The organism is Actinophytocola sp. (genome assembly GCF_036402745.1).
Taxonomy (GTDB): domain Bacteria; phylum Actinomycetota; class Actinomycetes; order Mycobacteriales; family Pseudonocardiaceae; genus Actinophytocola.
Window position 1 is genome coordinate 36,724 of the sequence record NZ_DASWSJ010000034.1, and the last position, 16,610, is coordinate 53,333.

A 16,610-nucleotide genomic window follows, 5' to 3' on the forward strand; every position below is an offset into this window, starting at 1 on the left:
CTAGATTGGGCCGGTGGCCTCGATCGGACTGTGGAACATCGCTCGGGAGCAACCGGACCGCGCCGCCGTGGTCGGCCCGGACGGCCGGCAGCTGACCTACGCGGAGCTGGCCGCCGCGGCCGACCGGTACGGCCGCGGCTTCCAGGCGATGGGCCTGTCCCCCGGCGACGCGATCGTCGTGCTGCTGCCCAACGGGACGGACCTCGCGTCCGTCTACTTCGGAGCGTTCCAGACCGGCCTGTACGTCGTGATGGCGAACTGGCACCTGGTCGGCGCGGAGGTCGCCTACCTCATCGAGGACAGCGGTGCCAAGGCGTTCGTGGCGCACGAGCGGTTCGCCGACGTGGCCGCGGACGCGGCGGCACGCGGCGGGCTGCCGGCCGCCGGCCGGTTCGCGGTCGGCGAGGTGCCGGGCTTCACGCCGCTGTCCCGGCTGGGCGAGGACGAGAGCGGCCGGCCGGACGTGCGGACCGCCGGCTCGCCGATGCTGTACACGTCCGGCACGACCGGGCGGCCCAAGGGCGTCCGGCGCCCGCTGACCGGCGCGGACCCCGACGAGGTGCCACCGGCGGCGACGTGGTTCTTCGGCATCTTCGGCCTGCAGCCGTTCGGCGATCACGTGCACATCTGCGGCTCACCGATGTACCACACGGCGGTGCTGAACTTCGTCGCCAACTCTGTCCAGTTAGGACACACGGCGGTGCTGATGGACCGGTGGGGGCCCGAGGAGATGCTCGCCCTGATCGAGCGATACCGGGTGACGCACAGCCACATGGTGCCGACGCAGTTCCATCGGTTGCTCGAGCTTTCTCCCGAGACGCGGTCGAAGTACGACCTGTCGTCGCTGCGGGTGATGATCCACGGTGCGGCGCCGTGCCCGCCGGAGGTGAAGCGCCGGATGCTGGACTGGTGGGGTCCGGTGGTGACCGAGTACTACGCGGCGACCGAGGGCGGCGGCACGGCGATCAGCGCGGCCGAGTGGCTGGCGAGGCCGGGATCGGTGGGCAAGCCGTGGCCGGGCTCGGTGGTGGCGGTGCTCGACGACGCCGGCGAGCCGGTGCCGCCGGGGACGACGGGTCTGGTGTACATGCGGATGGGCACGTCGAACTTCGAGTACCACAAGGACGAGGCGAAGACCCGGGCCGCGCGTGTCGGCGACCTGTTCACCCTCGGCGACATCGGCTACCTCGACGAGGACGGGTATCTGTATCTGTGCGACCGGAAGGCGGACCTGATCATCTCCGGCGGGGTGAACGTGTACCCGGCGGAGATCGAGAACGAGCTCGCGTGTCACCCGAAGGTGGCGGATGTCGCGGTGTTCGGTGTGCCCAACCCGGACTGGGGCGAGGAGATCAAGGCCGTGGTGCAGCCGGCCGCTGGGGTCCAGCCGGGTGCCGCGCTGACCGACGAGCTGCTGGCGTTCGCCGCCGACCGCCTGGCGAAGTTCAAGATGCCGCGCACGATGGACTACGTGACGGAGCTGCCCCGCGACCCGAACGGCAAGCTGTACAAGCGAAAGCTGCGCGACCCGTACTGGGCGGGGCGCGAGCGGGTCATCTGAGCGGCATCGCTTGGCAGCGGCCGAGCGGCCGGGCTTGGCGTGGCGTTGGCGGGCTTGGCGCGGCCGGGCTTGGCCTCCGGCCCCCGGTATCAATTCTACGGGCGGGCACCGACAGTTTCGGGCGTCGGCGGGCGGGCCTTGTGGATGGTCGCGGGAGATTCGGCTCTGTTGCGGGTTGTCCACAGGTTCAGGCTGAGCTGGCCGAAACCGTCGGTGCCCGTCGCTAAGCTGGATTCCGGGGGGCCGGAGGCCGGCCGCAGACCGGCCGGCAGGCGGACTCAGCGGCCCTGGAACTCAGCGGGGCGCTTCTCGGCGAAGGCCTTGGGGCCCTCTCGGGCGTCGTCGGAGGCGAATACCGCCATCCCCAGGCGGGCCTCCACCTTGAAGGCCTCGTTCTCCGGCAGGCCCTCCGTCTCCCGCATCGTCCGCAGGATCGCCTGGACCGCCAGCGGGCCGTTCGACGCGATCACCCCGGCGAGCTCCAGCGCCCGGCCGAGCGCCGCGCCGTCCGGCACCACGTGGCCGATCAACCCCAGCGAAAAGGCCTCGGCGGCGGTGATGTGGCGGCCGGTGAGCAGGAGGTCCGCCGCAAGGGTGTACGGGATCTGGCGCGGCAACCGCACCGCCGAGCCGCCCAGTGGGAACAGACCCCACCGCGCCTCGGCCACCCCGAAACGAGCACTCGTGCCGGCGACCCGGATGTCCGTGGCCTGGAGGATCTCGGTGCCGCCGGCTATCGCCGGACCCTCGACGGCCGCGATCAAGGGCTTCGTCAGGCGGCGGCCCTTCAGCAGGGGCTCTATCACCGACAGGTCCCAGTCGCCGGAGGAGAAGCTGTCGCCGGGGTGGGTCTGGGTCATCGCCTTCAGGTCGGCGCCGGCGCAGAACGCCCCGCCCGCCCCGGTGAGCACGCAACAGCGGATCGAGGGATCGGCGTCGACCCGGTCCCAGGCCTCGCGCATGATCGCCATCATCTCGGCGGACAGGGCGTTGCGGGCCTCCGGCCGGTTCATCGTCACGATCAGGACGTGGCCGTCCCGCTCCACCAGGCAGTCGGTCATGCACTCTCCACGGCGCGAAGGGATTGCCAGGAACGATAACACGTTCTAGTTTGGTCACGTGGCACTCAACATCGCGGATCTATTCGAGCATGCCGCCGACGCCTTTCCGGACCGGATCGCCATCGCGTGCGCCGACCGGACGACGACGTTCGCCGAGCTGGACCGGCGAGCCAACCAACTCGCGCACCACCTGACCGGCCAGGGCTTCGGCCAGGGCGACCACATCGGGCTCTACTCACGCAACTCCATCGAGGCCATCGAGACGATGCTCGCGGCGTACAAGCTGCGCGCGGTGGTGATCAACGTGAACTACCGCTACGTCGAGAACGAGCTGCGCTACCTGTTCGACAACGCCGACCTCACCGGCCTCGTCCACGAGCGCCGCTACGGCCCGCTCGTCGACGCGGTCCTGCCGGACACCCCGAACGTCCGCCACGCCCTCGTCGTCGAGGACGGCACCGACGCCGAGAGCCGGAGCGTGCGGTACGAGGACGCGATGGCGGACCAGCCGGGCGGGCGCGACTTCCCCGACCGCAGCCCCGACGACCTCTACCTCCTCTTCACCGGCGGCACCACCGGCCACCCCAAGGGCGTCATGTGGCGCCACGAGGACGTCTGGCGCGTCCTCGGCGGCGGCATCGACTTCGTCACCGGCGAGGCGCTCGCCGACGAGTGGGCCCAGTCCGAGCGCGGCAAGGAGTCCGGCGGCCTGACCCGGCTCGCCTGCGCGCCGCTGATCCACGGCGCCGCCCAGTGGGCCGCGCTGCCGGCGCTGTTCGGCGGCGACACCGTCGTGCTGATGCCGCAGTTCGACCCGCACGAGGTCTGGCGCGCCGTGCGGCGCCACCAGGTCAAGGTGATGACGATCGTCGGCGACGCGATGGCCCGGCCGCTCATCGAGGCCTTCCAGCAGGGCGGCTACGACGCCTCCAGCCTGCTCGCGATCTCCAGCCACGCGGCGCTGTTCTCCGCCTCGGTCAAGGAGCAGTACCTCGAGACGCTGCCCAACGTCGTCATCACCGACGCGATCGGCTCCTCGGAGTCCGGGTTCACCGGGATCGGCATGGTGGTCAAGGGAACCGAGCAGCACAGCGGCGGCCCGCGGGTGAACGCCGGGCCGAGCACGATCGTCATCGACGAGGACAACCGGCCGGTCGGGCGTGGCGAGGTCGGCCGGATCGCGCGTGGTGGCCACGTCCCGCTCGGCTACTACAAGGACGCCGAGAAGAGCGCGACGATCTTCGTGGAGGTCGACGGCGCCCGCTACGTGGTGCCCGGCGACTACGCCCGGCTCGAGGACGACGGCACGATCACGTTGCTGGGCCGGGGAAACATGTGCGTCAACACGGGCGGTGAGAAGGTCTTCCCCGAGGAGGTCGAGGAAGCGCTCAAGTCCTATCCGGACGTGTTCGACGCGCTCGTCGTCGGCGTGCCGGACGAGCGGCTCGGCCAGCGGGTCGCCGCGCTCGTGCAGCCGCGTCCGGAAAGGACGATCGACTTCACCGCGCTCGACGCCCACGTCCGGCAGCGGATCGCGGGCTACAAGACACCGCGCAGCATCTGGGTCGTCGACAAGGTCGGCCGCGCGCCCAGCGCCAAGCCCGACTACCGCTGGGCCAAGGAGTACACCGAGCGGCACGAACCGGCCTGGCAGGCGGCCACCGGAGGGGCGCATGCGAACGTCACTGTGTGACCGGTTCGGCATCGAGCACCCGATCTTCGGCTTCACCCCGTCCGAGAACGTGGCGGCCGCCATCAGCAGGGCCGGTGGGCTCGGCGTGCTCGGCTGCGTGCGGTTCAACGACCCGGCCGAGCTCGACGCGGCACTGTCCTGGATGGACGACAACACCGACGGCAAGCCCTACGGCGTGGACATCGTGATGCCGGCGACCATCCCCAAGGAGGGCACGCCGACCGACCTGGCCGCGCTGATCCCCGCCGGGCACAAGGACTTCGTCGAGCGCACCCTGCTCAAGCTCGGCGTGCCCCCGCTGTCCGGCGACGCCGCCACCGACGCCGGCGTGCTGGGCTGGCTGCACTCGGTGGCACGGTCGCATGTGGACATCGCACTCGCGCACCCGATCAGCCTCATCGCCAACGCGCTGGGCTCGCCGCCGGTGGACGTGATCGAGCGGGCGCACGAGCACGACGTGCCGGTGGCCGCGCTCGCCGGCAAGGCCGAGCACGCCGTGCGGCACGTCGACAAAGGCGTGGACCTCGTCGTGGCGCAGGGCTACGAGGCCGGCGGGCACACCGGCGAGATCGCGTCGATGGTGCTGGTGCCCGAGGTCGTCGACGCGGTCGGCGACCGGGTGCCGGTGCTCGCGGCGGGTGGCATCGGCAGCGGCCGGCAGGTGCTGGCCGCGCTGGCGCTGGGCGCGGCCGGCGCGTGGATGGGCTCGTACTGGCTGACCACCGCCGAGTACCGGCTGGGCGCCGGCCCGAACACGCTGCAGCGGGCGCTGGTGCAGGCCGGCTCGAGCGACACCGTGCGCTCGCGCATCTACACCGGCAAGCCGGCGCGGCTGCTGAAGAACCGGTGGACCCAGGCGTGGGCCGAGCCCGACGCGCCCGAGCCGCTGCCGATGCCGCTGCAGAACCTGCTCGTCGGCCAGGCGCACCAGCGGATGATGGACGCGGGCGACCCGGACGTGGTGGCGATGCCGGTCGGCCAGATCGTCGGCCGGATGAACGAGGTCCGCCCGGTCGCCGAGGTGATGGCGGGGCTCCTGGCCGAGCTCAAGGAGGCGCGGGCCAGACTGGGGTTGTGAGTATCAGAACCCTGTCGTCCCGGATCGTCTACGAGAACCCGTGGATGACGTTGCGTGAGGACGAGATCGAGCTCGGCGACGGCTCGCGCGGGATCTACGCGGTCGTGGACAAACCGGACTTCGCCCTGGTCGTCCCGGCGGAGAACGACGGCTTCCACCTCGTCGAGGAGTACCGCTACCCGCTGGGTGGCCGCTACTGGCACTTCCCGCAGGGCGCGTTCCCGCAGGGCAGGACCGGGACGCCGGAGGAGCTGGCCGCGGCCGAGCTCGTCGAGGAGACGGGCTTCACCGCGAGCCGGCTGGAGTGCCTCGGGTACCTCCACTGCGCGCACGGCGTGACCGGGCAGGGCTTCCACGTGTTCCTGGCCACGGACCTCACGCCGGGTGAGCCGAACCGGGAGATCACCGAGCAGGACATGCGCCAGCAGTGGTTCCCGCGCGGCGAGGTCGAGCGGATGATCCGCGAGGGCGTGATCACCGACGACTCGACGCTCGCCGCGTACCTGCTGCTGGTCATGCGCCCCAGGACGCCCGGCGCCTAACCGCTCTTGCGGCGGAAGGTCCGCTTGCCGCCCACCGGGCCGTGCGCGTCGTGCACCTTGGACCTGGAGTCGGCGTGCTCCTCCCCGCTGCGGTTTCGGGCCTGCTTGCGCTCCAGCGCCTCGCGGAAGCGCGCTTTCACATCGTCCTGGGACTCGGGCTCGTCGGTCGCGGCGGGTTCCGGTGTGTCAGGCATGCGGTCAGCCTCGCACGGACCGCGCTCCCCAGTCGAGCCGGATTGGATCGCTGGATGGGGTCAACGGCTCGAACCGCAGCTCCGCACCCTCCCGCCACCACACTGGGTCCGGCGTCCGCCACCGCTGCGCGCTGAGGGTGCGCTTGAGCACCTTGTACGTCGCCGTGCGCGGCAGGCGGGTGGTCAGCCGGATGAACCGCGGCACCTGCTTCGGGCCGACGTCGGCCTGCACCGCGAGGAACTCGGCGAACTCGTCGGGGTCGAAGGTGGCCTCGCCACGCAGCACCAGCGCCGCCATCACCTGGTCGCCCACGCCGGCGTCGGGCACCGCGTACACCGCGACCTCGGCGACGTCCGGGTGCCGCAGCAGGATCCGCTCGATCGGCCCGGCGCCCAGGTTCTCCCCGTCGACCCGCAGCCACTCGCACGACCGGCCGACGAAGTAGCAGAAGTCGTCGGCGTCGCGGTAGACGAGGTCGCCGCTCCAGAACATGCCGTCCCGCAGCCGGTCGGCCTCCGCGCCCGGGTCGTTGTGGTAGCCCGCGAACATGCCCGTGCCCGCGGTGTTGACCAGCTCGCCGACCGCCTCCTCGGCGTTCACGAACCGGCCGGAGGCGTCGACCTCGGCCGGCGGGCACGGCTGCCCGGTCGCGGGGTCGAGCACCGCCAGCCCGCCCTCGAGCCGGCCCAGCGAGCCGGCCGGCGTGCCCGGCGGGCGCGGCACCACGACGCCGCCCTCGGTCGAGCCGTACGCGTCGACGACCTGGCAGCCGAACCGCGCCGCGAACGCCTCGACGTCCGGCGCGGCGCCCTCGTTGCCGAACATCAGCCGCAGCGGGTTGTCCGCGTCGTCCTCGTGCTCGGTGGTGCTCAGGATGTAGGACAGCGGCTTGCCGACGTAGTTGGCGTAGGTGACCTCGAACTTCCTGACGTCGTCGAGGAAACCCGACGCGGAGAACCGGCGGCGCAGCGCCAGCCGCGCGCCCGCCGCGAGGCCGACCGCCCAGCCGGCCATGATCGCGTTCGAGTGGAACATCGGCATCGCCACGTACGCGGTGTCGTCCGGGCCGAGCCGGAACCGCTCGGCGAGCATCCGGCCCGGCTCGGCGATCTTGCCGTGCGTGCACCGCACCGCCTTCGGCTCGCCGCTGGTGCCGGAGGTGAAGATCAGCATGAGCAGGTCGTCGAGGCTGGCCGGCACCGGGTCGAGGCGGCTGTGCCGGTGACGGAACGCGCTCACGTGCCATGCGGCGGAGTCGATGTCGAGCACCCGCGCGCCCACCTCCAGGCCCTGCAACAGCTCCACGTACCTGCTGTCGGTGAGCACCACCTGGCACTCGGCGAGCGTGATGTCGCGCACCAGCGCCTCGCCGCGCCGGCTCGTGTTCAGGCCGACCAGCACCGCGCCGGCCAGCGCCGCGCCGCCGAGCAGGAACGAGAACTCGGGCACGTTGTCGAGCAGGACGCCGACGTGAAAAGGACCCGGACGGCGTAACGACCGCAGCAGCGCGGCGCGGTCGGCGCACTCCTGCACATGGTCCGCCCAGGACCATCGGTTGTCCTCGAACAGTAAGCCGGGGTTGGGATCGCTCGCGCGCGCCAGCAGCAGCTCAGTGACGGTGGGGAGAGTCTCCCCTGGCGCGGCCATGCGAACCTCCGTACATCACGCGGGCTCCGCGGCCAAGGCGACACCGATGCGGCGCAGCTGCGAGGTGGCACCGCCGAGGCTGAACTCATTACGTTTCGCGGCCACAAAATATCGATGCAGTGGGTAGTCCACGTCAATACCCAAACCACCGTGGACGTGAACCGCCGCATGCGCAACCCGGTGTCCGCCATCTGCCGCCCAGAACTTCGCCGTGGCGATCTCGGTGTGGGAAGGCATATTTTCAGACAGTCGCCAAGCCGCTTGCCACAAGGTCAAGCGGATCGCCTCGACGTCGATGTAGCAGTCCGCGAGGCGCTGCCCGACGGCCTGAAAGGTCGCAATAGGACGATCAAACTGCACTCTGCCAGTTGCATATTTCGCTGTCATCTGCAGTGCTGCCTCGGAAATGCCGAGTTGGTGGGCGCAGATCCCGACCGTCGCGTGCGCCACGAGCCACTCGACGACGGGCGCGCCGGCGCCCGGCGAGCCGAGCACGCGGTCCGCGCCGAGCTCGACGTGATCGAGCTCGAGCACCGCCTCGGCGTCGCCGTCGACGACCACCTGGCGGCGCACCGTCACCCCGGAATCTCCTGGAGTGACAAGGAACACAGTCAGCCCGTCGGCCGTCTCGGCCGGCACGAGGAACAGGTCCGCGACCGGTCCGGCGTGCACGGCGACCTTCGTTCCGTGCAGATGCCACCGTGCCGATTCACGCGCAGATGCACCTGCATCTCCGGTGGACGAGGCCGCCGTGACCGGAGAGGCCGGGTCGTCGCCGACCTCCTCGGCGAGCGCGGCGGTCAGCACGAGCTCGCCCGCGGCCGCGGGCGCCGCCCACGCGTCGCGCTGCGCCGCCGTGCCGAACTCGGCGATCGCCCCCGCGGCAACGACGACCGACGGCAGGTACGGCACCGGCGCGACCGTGCGGCCGAGCTCGACGAGCACCCCGCACTGCGCGAGCAGACCCAGCGCGCTGCCGCCGACCGACGCCGGCAGCGTGGCGGCCAGCACCCCCGCCCGCGCCAGGTCCGTCCACAGTGGACGGTCGAACCGGTCGCCGGTCGCCTCGACCTCGGCCAGCCGCCGCGGCGAGGTGTGGTCGGCGAGGATCGTCCGGGTCAGCTCCGCCAGGTCGCGGTCGTCCTCGTGCTGGGAGAAGTCCACGTCTACCTCCTTGCCGGGGGCATGCCGAGACCGACGGCCGCCACGATGTCGCGCTGCACCTCGTTGGTGCCGCCGCCGAAGGTGAGGATCAGCGCCGAGCGGTGCATCCGCTCGACCCGCCCGCGCAGCAGCGCACCCGGCGAGCCGGCCCGCACGTAGGCCTGCGGCCCGAGCACCTCCATCAGCAACCGGTAGGCCTCGGTGGCGAACTCGGTGCCGAAGACCTTGGTGGCCGACGCGTCCGCCGGGCTCAGCCCGCGCTCGGCCCCCCACGCGATCTTCCAGTTGACCAGCTTGAGGAACTCGGCCTTCGCGTGCACGCGGGCGAGGTGGACCTGCACCCACTCCTGGTCGATCACCCGCCGCCCGTCCGCCAGCTTGGTCGCCTGCGCCCACTCGCGTACCTCGGTCAGCGCCTGGCGGATCGGCGCCGCCGAGGTCAGCGCGACGCGCTCGTGGTTGAGCTGGTTGGTGATCAGCGGCCAGCCCCGGTTGAGCTCGCCGACCAGGTTCCCCACGGGCACCCGCACGTCCTCGTAGTAGGTGGCGCTGGTCGTCGGGCCGGACACGGTGTGCACCGGCGTCCAGGAGAAGCCCAGCGCGTCCGTCGGCACGATGAGGATCGACAGGCCCTTGTGTTTGGCCGCATCCGGGTCGGTGCGGCAGGCGAGCCACACGTAGTCGGCGTAGGAGATGAGGCTCGTCCACATCTTCTGGCCGTTGATCACGTACTCGTCGCCGTCGCGCACCGCCCTGGTCCGCAGCGACGCCAGGTCCGTGCCGGCCTCCGGCTCGGAGTACCCGATCGAGAAGTGGAGCTCCCCGCTGGCGATTCTCGGCAGGTAGAACCGCTTCTGGTTCTCCGTGCCGAACCGCATGATCGTCGGGCCCACCGTGTTGATCGTCAGGAACGGCACGGGCGCGCCCGCCACGGCCGCCTCGTCGGTGAAGATGAGTTGGTCGAGCATCGACCGCGCCTGCCCGCCGTACTCGCGCGGCCAGCCCAGCGCGAGCCAGCCGTCCGCGCCCATCTGGCGGACGACCTCCTTGTAGACCTCGCCGGAGCCGTAGTCGCCGCCCGCGCCGAGCGCCTCGCGCCGCTCGGGCGTCATCAGGTCGGCGAAGTAGGCGCGCAGCTCCAGGCGCAGGCGCTCCTGCTCGTGCGTGTAGGCGATCCGCATCCACCCTCCCGATGACTAGAACACGTTCTAAGAATGTACTAGAGTCCCCGGAAAACGAGGAGGTCCCGGATGAAGGCCGCGGTACTGAACCAGATCGGGGACACCAAGCTCGAGCTGCGCGACGACGTGCGCACCACCGACGTCGGCCCGCGGGAGATCCGGGTCCGGGTGAAGGCCACCGGCGTGTGCCACAGCGACCTGTCCGCGATGGACGGCACGCTGCCCGCGCTCGCGCCCGGCATCATCGGCCACGAGGGCGCCGGCGAGGTCGTCGAGGCCGGCCCGCAGGTCGACCACCTCGCCGTGGGCGACCACGTGGCCCTCACCTTCGTGCCGCCGTGTGGCACGTGCGTGAACTGCCGGGGCGGCCGCCCGCACCTGTGCGCGATCCACTCGATCGCCGCGTTCATGAACCCGCGGTTCCTCGTCGGCGACACGCCCGCGTTCGGCTACGCCGGCACCGGCACGTTCGCCGAGGAGCTGGTCGTGCCGGCCGACGGCGCGGTGAAGATCCCCGACGACGTGCCGTTCGAGATCGCCGCGCTCGTGGCCTGCGGGGCTATGACCGGGGTCGGCGCGGTGGTCAACACCGCGAAGGTGGAGCCCGGCGCGACGGTGCTGGTGATCGGCTGCGGCGGGGTCGGCATCTCGGTGATCCAGGGCGCGCGGCTGTCCGGCGCGGCGACGATCGTCGCGGTGGACCCGGTGGCCGACAAGCACGAGACGGCCAAGCACTTCGGCGCCACCCACGCCATCACCCCCGAGCAGCTCGCCGAGACGCACGCGGCGCTGACCGCGAGCCAGGGCTGGGACTACACCTTCGACGTGGTCGGCGCGCCCGCCACGATCCGCTCGGCCTGGGACAACGCCCGGCGGGGCGGCACGGTGGTCGTGGTCGGCGCCGGGCGCGGCGACGCGATGGTCTCCTTCTCCGCGCAGGAGCTGTTCCTGCACGACAAGCGGCTGCTCGGCTCGTTCTACGGCGGCGCGGACGTGCACCGCGACTACCCGCGGCTGCTGGCGCTGTGGCGGGCCGGCCGGCTCGACCTCGAGGGGATGATCAGCAAGCGGATCACCCTGGACGAGATCAACGACGGGCTGCAGGCGCTGCGTGCCGGCGGCACCCTCATCCGGCAGATCGTCACCTTCGGCTGACGGCATGGACGCTGAGCCGAGCAACGCGGTGCGCCTCGACGGCAAGGTCGCGATCGTCACCGGCGCGGGTGCCGGGCTGGGTCGCGCCGAGGCGCTGGCGCTCGCCAGGGCCGGCGCCGACGTGGTGGTCAACGACGTCCCCGGCGGCACCGGCGGCGACACGGTCGAGGAGATCGAGTCGTTGGGCGCCAAGGCGATCCTCGTCGAGGGCGACGTCGGCGAGTCGGCCACCGCGACCGAGCTGACCGCCGCCGCCACCGAGCGGTTCGGCGGGCTGCACGTGGTCGTCAACAACGCCGGCGTGCTGCGCGACCGGATGCTGTTCAACATGTCCGACGACGAGTGGGACCTCGTGCTGCGGGTGCACCTGCGCGGCCACTTCCTGCTGTCCCGCAACGCCGCCGCGTACTGGCGCGCGCGGGCGAAGGCGAGCGGCGGGACCACCTACGGCCGGGTGGTCAACACCGCGTCCGAGGCGTTCCTGCTCGGCTCGGAGGGCCAGCCGAACTACGCCGCGGCCAAGGCCGGCATCGCCGCGCTCACCCTGTCCACCGCGCGGGCGCTGGCCCGCTACGGCGTGCGCGCCAACGCGATCTGCCCCCGCGCCCGCACCGCGATGACCGCGCACGTCTTCGGCACCGCCCCAGAAGGCACCAACCCCGACGGCACCGACCCGCTCTCGCCCGAACACGTCGCCCCGCTGGTCGCCTACCTCGCCTCACCGGCCGCGGACAAGGTCAGCGGCCAGGTGTTCGTCGTCTACGGCGGCATGGTCGCGCTGCTCGCTCCCCCGGCCGTCGAGCAGCGGTTCGACCGTCCCATCTGGACACCGGAGGACCTGGACACGGTCGTCGGCGGCTACTTCGCCGACCGCGATCCCGCCCGCACCTTCGCCGCCACCGAGCTGATGTCGCTCTAGGAGGAAGCAATGACGCTGACCCTGCGCCCCCGCCGGGACGAGGTGGGCCTCAAGGACGGGCAGCTGTTCGTCGACGGCAAGTGGCGCCCGGCCGACGACGGCGCCACCTGGACCCACCGGCACCCGGCCACCGGCGAGGAGATCGGCGAGTTCGCGGTCGCCGCCGCGTCCGATGTGGACGATGCGGTGCGTGCGGCCCGCCGGGCCTTCGACGAGGGCGGCTGGCCGACCTCCAGGGCGACCACGCGGATCCAGGCGCTGCACAGGGTCGCCTCGCTGCTGCGCGAGCACGCCCCGGAGCTGCGTGGCCTGCAGGCGCTGGACAACGGCGTGCCGCTCTCGTTCAGCGCGAACATCTACGCCACCGGGGTCGAGGCCGCCGCGGACGTGTTCGACCACCACGCCGGCTGGGTCGACAAGATCGGCGGCCAGACGCTGCCGCCGTACCAGGGCGGCGACCACCTCGCGATGACGTTCCGCGAGCCGATCGGCGTGGTCGCGGCGATCCTGCCGTGGAACGCGCCGTTCCTGCTGTTCGCGCAGAAGCTCGCGCCCGCGCTCGCGGCCGGCTGCACGGTGGTGCTCAAACCCTCGGAGTTCGCGTCGTTCACGGTGCTGCGGATGGTGGAGCTGCTCGTCGAGGCGGGCATTCCGGACGGCGTGGTCAACGTGGTCACCGGGCCGGGCGCGCCGACCGGCGAGGCACTGATCACCCACCCGATGGTGGACAAGGTCAGCTTCACCGGCAGCCGCGCGGTCGGCAGGCGGATCGTCGCGGCGTCGGCGGACACGCTCAAGCGCGTCTCGCTGGAGCTGGGCGGCAAGAGCCCGGCGCTGGTGTTCCCGGACGCGCCGGACGTGGGCCTCGCCGCGATGACGACGATGGGCACCGTCACCATGGGACTGTCCGGCCAGGCCTGCGTCTCGCACACCCGGGCGCTGGTGCACCGGGACGTGTACGACCAGTTCCTCGCCGCCGCCGAGATGATGGCCGGCGCGGTGACCTACGGCGACCCGTTCGAGCCCGCCACCATGTCCAGCCCGCTGATCAACACCAGGCAGCTGGACCGGGTGCTCGGGTTCATCGAGCGCGGCAAGGACTCCGGCGCCCGGCTGGTGTGCGGCGGCGAGCGGGTGACCGGCGACCTGGCGGAGGGCAACTTCGTCCGGCCGGCGATCTTCGCCGACGTCGACAACGGCATGGAGATCGCCCGCGAGGAGGTCTTCGGACCCGTGCTGGCGGTGGTGCCCTTCGCCGACGAGGACGAGGCCGTGCGGCTGGCCAACGACACCGAGTACGGTCTCGGTGCCGGTCTGTACACAACGGACGCCCGGCGGGCGTTCCGGCTGGCCCGGCGGATCCGCGCGGGCACGGTCGGGATCAACGGCTTCCAGGTCGAGCCGCACCTGCCCTTCGGCGGGTTCAAGCAGTCCGGCCTCGGCCGCGAGGGCGGGCAGAGCGCCTTCGAGGCCTACACCGAGCTGAAGACCGTGTTGATGCCGCTGACGGACGAGATGATGTAAGGAGCTCCATGGGACGGCTGGCCGGGAAGGTCGCGCTGATCACCGGGGCGGCCCGCGGGCAGGGCGCCGCCGCGGCCAGGCGGTTCGTCGCCGAGGGCGCCCAGGTGGTGCTCGCCGACATCGAGGACGACGCGGGCAAGGCACTGGCCGACGAGCTGGGTGCGCACTACCACCACCTCGATGTGTCCGAAGAGGACCAGTGGGCGGCGGCCGTCGCGGCGGCACGCGAGGTCTACGGGCCGGTCACCGTGCTGGTGAACAACGCCGGCGTGCTGCACTTCGCGCTGCTGCACGAGACCACGCTCGCCGACTACGAGCGGGTGATCCGGGTCAACCAGGTCGGCACGTTCCTCGGCATGCGCGCGGTGGTGCCCGGCATGGTCGAGGCGGGCACCGGGTCGATCGTCAACGTGTCCTCAGTGGAGGGTCTGGCCGCGGCACCGCTGCTGACCGCCTACACGGCCAGCAAGTTCGCCATCCGCGGGATGACCAAGGTGGCCGCGCTCGAGCTGGCGACCAAGGGCGTGCGGGTGAACTCGGTCCATCCCGGGGTGATCGAGACCGGGCTGCTGCCGACCGCGCTGGGCGGGCAGCCGGTGGACCTCGCGTTCGTCGGCAAGAAGGTGCCGATGCGCCGGGTCGGCCAGCCGGCCGAGATCGCCGAGCTGGTGCTGTTCCTCGCGAGCGACGAGAGCTCGTACTGCACGGGCGCGGAGTTCGTCGCCGACGGCGGCGTCACCGCCGCGCACTCGCTGTCGAGTTTCGGGTAACTCGACGGCCGCACGATCGTTGGTCACACAGGCGTGAGACGGGTGATGCGCATGAGCACTGGGGCTGGGTCCCAACCCGTGCCTGTGCGTGCGCTGGCCCAGGTCGGCCGGATGGCGACGCTCGGCTGGGACGTCGTGCGCTGCACCCCGCGCCGGCCGTTCCAGTGGCGTGAGCTGGTCCAGCAGTGCTGGTTCTTCGCCAGCGTGACCATCCTGCCCACCGCGCTCGTGTCGATCCCGTTCGGCGCGGTCATCGCACTCCAGCTCGGCTCGCTCACCCAGCAGATCGGCGCGCAGTCGTTCACCGGCGCGGCCAGCGCGCTCGCCATCGTCCAGCAGGCGAGCCCGCTCATCACCGCGCTGCTGGTGGCCGGCGCGGGCGGCTCGGCGATGTGCGCGGACATCGGCTCGCGGACGATCCGCGAGGAGATCGACGCGCTCGAGGTGCTCGGCGTGTCGCCCATCCAGCGCCTCATCGTGCCCCGGGTGCTCGCCGTGATCGCGGTGGCCGTGCTGCTCAACGGGCTGGTCAGCGTGGTCGGCGTGGCGGGCGGCTACTACTTCAACGTGGTCATGCAGGGCGGCACCCCGGGCGCGTACCTCGCCTCGTTCAACGCGCTGGCGCAGCTGCCCGACCTGTGGGTGAGCGAGATCAAGGCGGTGATCTACGGGTTCGTCGCCGGCATCGTCGCCGCCTACCGCGGGCTCAACCCCGGCCGCGGGCCCAAGGGCGTCGGCGACGCGGTGAACCAGACCGTCGTGATCACCTTCCTGCTGCTGTTCCTCATCAACGTCGTCATCACGGGCATCTACCTGCAGATCGTTCCCCCGAAGGGCATGTAGGCCGATGACCGTCACGGACACCGACGTCCCCCCGAGCAGCACGGCCGGCACGCGGGCGGCGGCGGTGGCCACCAAGCCGGCGGACGGTCTGGCCATACTCGGCGAGCAGCTCGCCTTCTACGCCCGCGTGGCCGCCTCGATGCCGCGGACCCTCGTGCGCTATCCCAAGGAGACACTGCGGATCCTGTCCGACGTGTTCTTCGGCAGCGGCGCGCTCGCCGTCATCGGCGGCACGCTCGGCGTGATGATCGGGATGACCGTGTTCACCGGGCTGATCGTCGGCCTGCAGGGGTACTCCGCGCTCAACCAGCTCGGCACGTCGGCGCTCACCGGGTTCATCGCCGCGTACTTCGACACCCGGGAGGTGGCGCCGCTCGCCGCCGGGCTCGCGCTGTCGGCCACCGTCGGCTGCGGGTTCACCGCGCAGCTGGGCGCGATGCGGATCTCCGAGGAGATCGACGCGCTCGAGGTGATGGCCGTGCCGAGCCTGCCCTACCTGGTGACCACCCGGGTGCTGGCCGCGGTGGCCGCGGTGATCCCGCTGTACCTGGTGGGGCTGCTCTGCTCCTATGTGGCCTCGCGGCAGATCACCGTGTGGTTCTACGGCCAGTCCGCCGGCACGTACGACCACTACTTCCATCTCTTCTTACCGCCCGGGGACGTGCTCTGGTCGTTCCTCAAGGTGATCGTGTTCAGCGTCGTCGTGATCATGGTGCACTGCTACTACGGCTACACCGCCACCGGCGGCCCGGCCGGCGTCGGCGTGGCGGTCGGCCGCGCGGTGCGGGCGGCGATCGTGCTGCAGATGCTGCTGGACTTCTTCCTGAGCCTGGCGATCTGGGGCGCGACGACCACCGTGCGGATCGCGGGATGAGCGCCCGTAGGCGGTACCAGCTGTACGGGTTGGTCTTCCTCGTGATCGCGGCGTTGTTCGTGCTGCTGTCGGTCGCCTTCTACCGCAAGACGTTCGTCGAGGTGGTGCCCGTCCGGCTGGAGACCGACCACGTCGGCAACCAGCTGCGGGTCGGCGCGGACGTGAAGCTGCGCGGGCTCGTCGTCGGCGAGGTCCGGGGTGTGTGGCCGCAGGGTGACCGCTCGGACGTCGGCGCGGTGCTCGACCTCGCGCTCGACCCGGACACGGTCGGCCGCATTCCGGCGAACGTGTCGGCGCGGCTGCTGCCGAAGACGTTGTTCGGCGAACGCTATGTGGCGCTTCAGGTTCCACCGCACCCGGACGACCCGATCGCGGCGAACGCGGTGATCGGCCAGGACCGCAC

General features: G+C 71.6%; 16 protein-coding genes. 11 read left to right on the forward strand and 5 right to left on the reverse strand.

The annotated features are described in order from the left end of the window. Window positions 1-13 precede the first annotated feature (13 nt). Window positions 14-1,561 carry an acyl-CoA synthetase gene (locus tag VGD70_RS02980; protein ID WP_331077839.1) on the forward strand — a complete coding sequence of 516 codons (1,548 nt, stop codon included), beginning with the start codon at window positions 14-16 and terminating at the stop codon, window positions 1,559-1,561. A 278-nt stretch (window positions 1,562-1,839) separates the two neighbouring features. On the opposite strand, the gene VGD70_RS02985 is transcribed toward VGD70_RS02980, so the two are convergent. Next, window positions 1,840-2,622: a crotonase/enoyl-CoA hydratase family protein gene (locus VGD70_RS02985; protein WP_331077841.1), complete on the reverse strand. Its 783-nt coding sequence runs from the start codon at window positions 2,620-2,622 to the stop codon at window positions 1,840-1,842. A 58-nt stretch (window positions 2,623-2,680) separates the two neighbouring features. Between VGD70_RS02985 and VGD70_RS02990 the strand changes: the two genes are divergently transcribed. Genes VGD70_RS02990 through VGD70_RS03000 form a run of 3 tightly spaced genes read left to right on the forward strand, consistent with a single transcriptional unit; the run spans window position 2,681 to window position 5,935 of the window. Then, window positions 2,681-4,315 carry an acyl-CoA synthetase gene (locus tag VGD70_RS02990; RefSeq protein WP_331077843.1) on the forward strand — a complete coding sequence of 545 codons (1,635 nt, stop codon included), beginning with the start codon at window positions 2,681-2,683 and terminating at the stop codon, window positions 4,313-4,315. Next, window positions 4,296-5,393 (forward strand): nitronate monooxygenase family protein, encoded by a 1,098-nt coding sequence (locus VGD70_RS02995; protein WP_331077845.1) that lies wholly within the window; start codon window positions 4,296-4,298, stop codon window positions 5,391-5,393. The genes VGD70_RS02990 and VGD70_RS02995 overlap by 20 nt, the downstream gene beginning before the upstream one ends. Next, the gene (locus VGD70_RS03000) at window positions 5,390-5,935 is read left to right on the forward strand and encodes an NUDIX hydrolase (protein ID WP_331077847.1); all 546 of its coding nucleotides are present in this window, start codon (window positions 5,390-5,392) and stop codon (window positions 5,933-5,935) included. Before VGD70_RS02995 ends, VGD70_RS03000 begins: the two co-directional genes overlap by 4 nt. On the opposite strand, the gene VGD70_RS03005 is transcribed toward VGD70_RS03000, so the two are convergent. The 4 genes from VGD70_RS03005 to VGD70_RS03020 are packed head-to-tail and all read right to left on the reverse strand — an operon-like array spanning window position 5,932 to window position 10,122. Continuing rightward, on the reverse strand, window positions 5,932-6,129 hold the full coding sequence (locus tag VGD70_RS03005; protein WP_331077849.1) for a DUF5302 domain-containing protein: 198 nt from the start codon (window positions 6,127-6,129) through the stop codon (window positions 5,932-5,934). The genes VGD70_RS03000 and VGD70_RS03005 overlap by 4 nt on opposite strands. Before the next feature lie 4 nt (window positions 6,130-6,133). Continuing rightward, entirely contained in the window at window positions 6,134-7,777 is a 1,644-nt protein-coding gene (locus VGD70_RS03010; RefSeq protein ID WP_331077850.1) for a long-chain-fatty-acid--CoA ligase, read from the reverse strand. Window positions 7,778-7,792: 15 nt separating this feature from the next. Beyond that, the gene (locus VGD70_RS03015) at window positions 7,793-8,941 is read right to left on the reverse strand and encodes an acyl-CoA dehydrogenase family protein (protein WP_331077852.1); all 1,149 of its coding nucleotides are present in this window, start codon (window positions 8,939-8,941) and stop codon (window positions 7,793-7,795) included. Between the two features lie 2 nt (window positions 8,942-8,943). Then, window positions 8,944-10,122 (reverse strand): acyl-CoA dehydrogenase family protein, encoded by a 1,179-nt coding sequence (locus VGD70_RS03020; RefSeq protein WP_331077854.1) that lies wholly within the window; start codon window positions 10,120-10,122, stop codon window positions 8,944-8,946. 69 nt (window positions 10,123-10,191) lie between these two features. Between VGD70_RS03020 and VGD70_RS03025 the strand changes: the two genes are divergently transcribed. The 7 genes from VGD70_RS03025 to VGD70_RS03055 all read left to right on the forward strand — a co-directional run. Further along, a complete protein-coding gene (locus tag VGD70_RS03025) occupies window positions 10,192-11,277 on the forward strand; it encodes a Zn-dependent alcohol dehydrogenase (RefSeq protein ID WP_331077856.1) in 1,086 nt (361 codons plus the stop codon). 28 nt (window positions 11,278-11,305) lie between these two features. Continuing rightward, complete coding sequence (locus VGD70_RS03030) at window positions 11,306-12,196, forward strand: 3-oxoacyl-ACP reductase (RefSeq protein WP_331077867.1); 891 nt, start codon at window positions 11,306-11,308, stop codon at window positions 12,194-12,196. A gap of 9 nt (window positions 12,197-12,205) precedes the next feature. Next, window positions 12,206-13,720 carry an aldehyde dehydrogenase family protein gene (locus VGD70_RS03035; RefSeq protein WP_331077857.1) on the forward strand — a complete coding sequence of 505 codons (1,515 nt, stop codon included), beginning with the start codon at window positions 12,206-12,208 and terminating at the stop codon, window positions 13,718-13,720. Between the two features lie 8 nt (window positions 13,721-13,728). Further along, entirely contained in the window at window positions 13,729-14,490 is a 762-nt protein-coding gene (locus VGD70_RS03040) for a glucose 1-dehydrogenase (RefSeq protein WP_331077859.1), read from the forward strand. A 51-nt stretch (window positions 14,491-14,541) separates the two neighbouring features. Further along, window positions 14,542-15,333, forward strand: a complete 792-nt coding sequence (locus VGD70_RS03045; RefSeq protein ID WP_331077861.1) for an ABC transporter permease — start codon at window positions 14,542-14,544, stop codon at window positions 15,331-15,333. Between the two features lie 4 nt (window positions 15,334-15,337). Next, on the forward strand, window positions 15,338-16,207 hold the full coding sequence (locus tag VGD70_RS03050) for an ABC transporter permease (RefSeq protein WP_331077863.1): 870 nt from the start codon (window positions 15,338-15,340) through the stop codon (window positions 16,205-16,207). After that, window positions 16,204-16,610 (forward strand): MlaD family protein (locus VGD70_RS03055; RefSeq protein WP_331077865.1); only part of this gene is annotated, 407 nt, incomplete at its 3' end. The genes VGD70_RS03050 and VGD70_RS03055, both read left to right, overlap by 4 nt.

Coding starts and splice junctions, on each gene's coding strand:
- VGD70_RS03020 (WP_331077854.1), bottom strand. CDS start 10,122: ATGCGGATCGCCTACACGCACGAGCAGGAGCGCCTGCGCCTGGAGCTG.
- VGD70_RS03045 (WP_331077861.1), top strand. CDS start 14,542: ATGAGCACTGGGGCTGGGTCCCAACCCGTGCCTGTGCGTGCGCTGGCC.
- VGD70_RS02995 (WP_331077845.1), top strand. CDS start 4,296: ATGCGAACGTCACTGTGTGACCGGTTCGGCATCGAGCACCCGATCTTC.
- VGD70_RS03040 (WP_331077859.1), top strand. CDS start 13,729: ATGGGACGGCTGGCCGGGAAGGTCGCGCTGATCACCGGGGCGGCCCGC.
- VGD70_RS03050 (WP_331077863.1), top strand. CDS start 15,338: ATGACCGTCACGGACACCGACGTCCCCCCGAGCAGCACGGCCGGCACG.
- VGD70_RS03035 (WP_331077857.1), top strand. CDS start 12,206: ATGACGCTGACCCTGCGCCCCCGCCGGGACGAGGTGGGCCTCAAGGAC.
- VGD70_RS03025 (WP_331077856.1), top strand. CDS start 10,192: ATGAAGGCCGCGGTACTGAACCAGATCGGGGACACCAAGCTCGAGCTG.
- VGD70_RS02985 (WP_331077841.1), bottom strand. CDS start 2,622: ATGACCGACTGCCTGGTGGAGCGGGACGGCCACGTCCTGATCGTGACG.
- VGD70_RS03010 (WP_331077850.1), bottom strand. CDS start 7,777: ATGGCCGCGCCAGGGGAGACTCTCCCCACCGTCACTGAGCTGCTGCTG.
- VGD70_RS03005 (WP_331077849.1), bottom strand. CDS start 6,129: ATGCCTGACACACCGGAACCCGCCGCGACCGACGAGCCCGAGTCCCAG.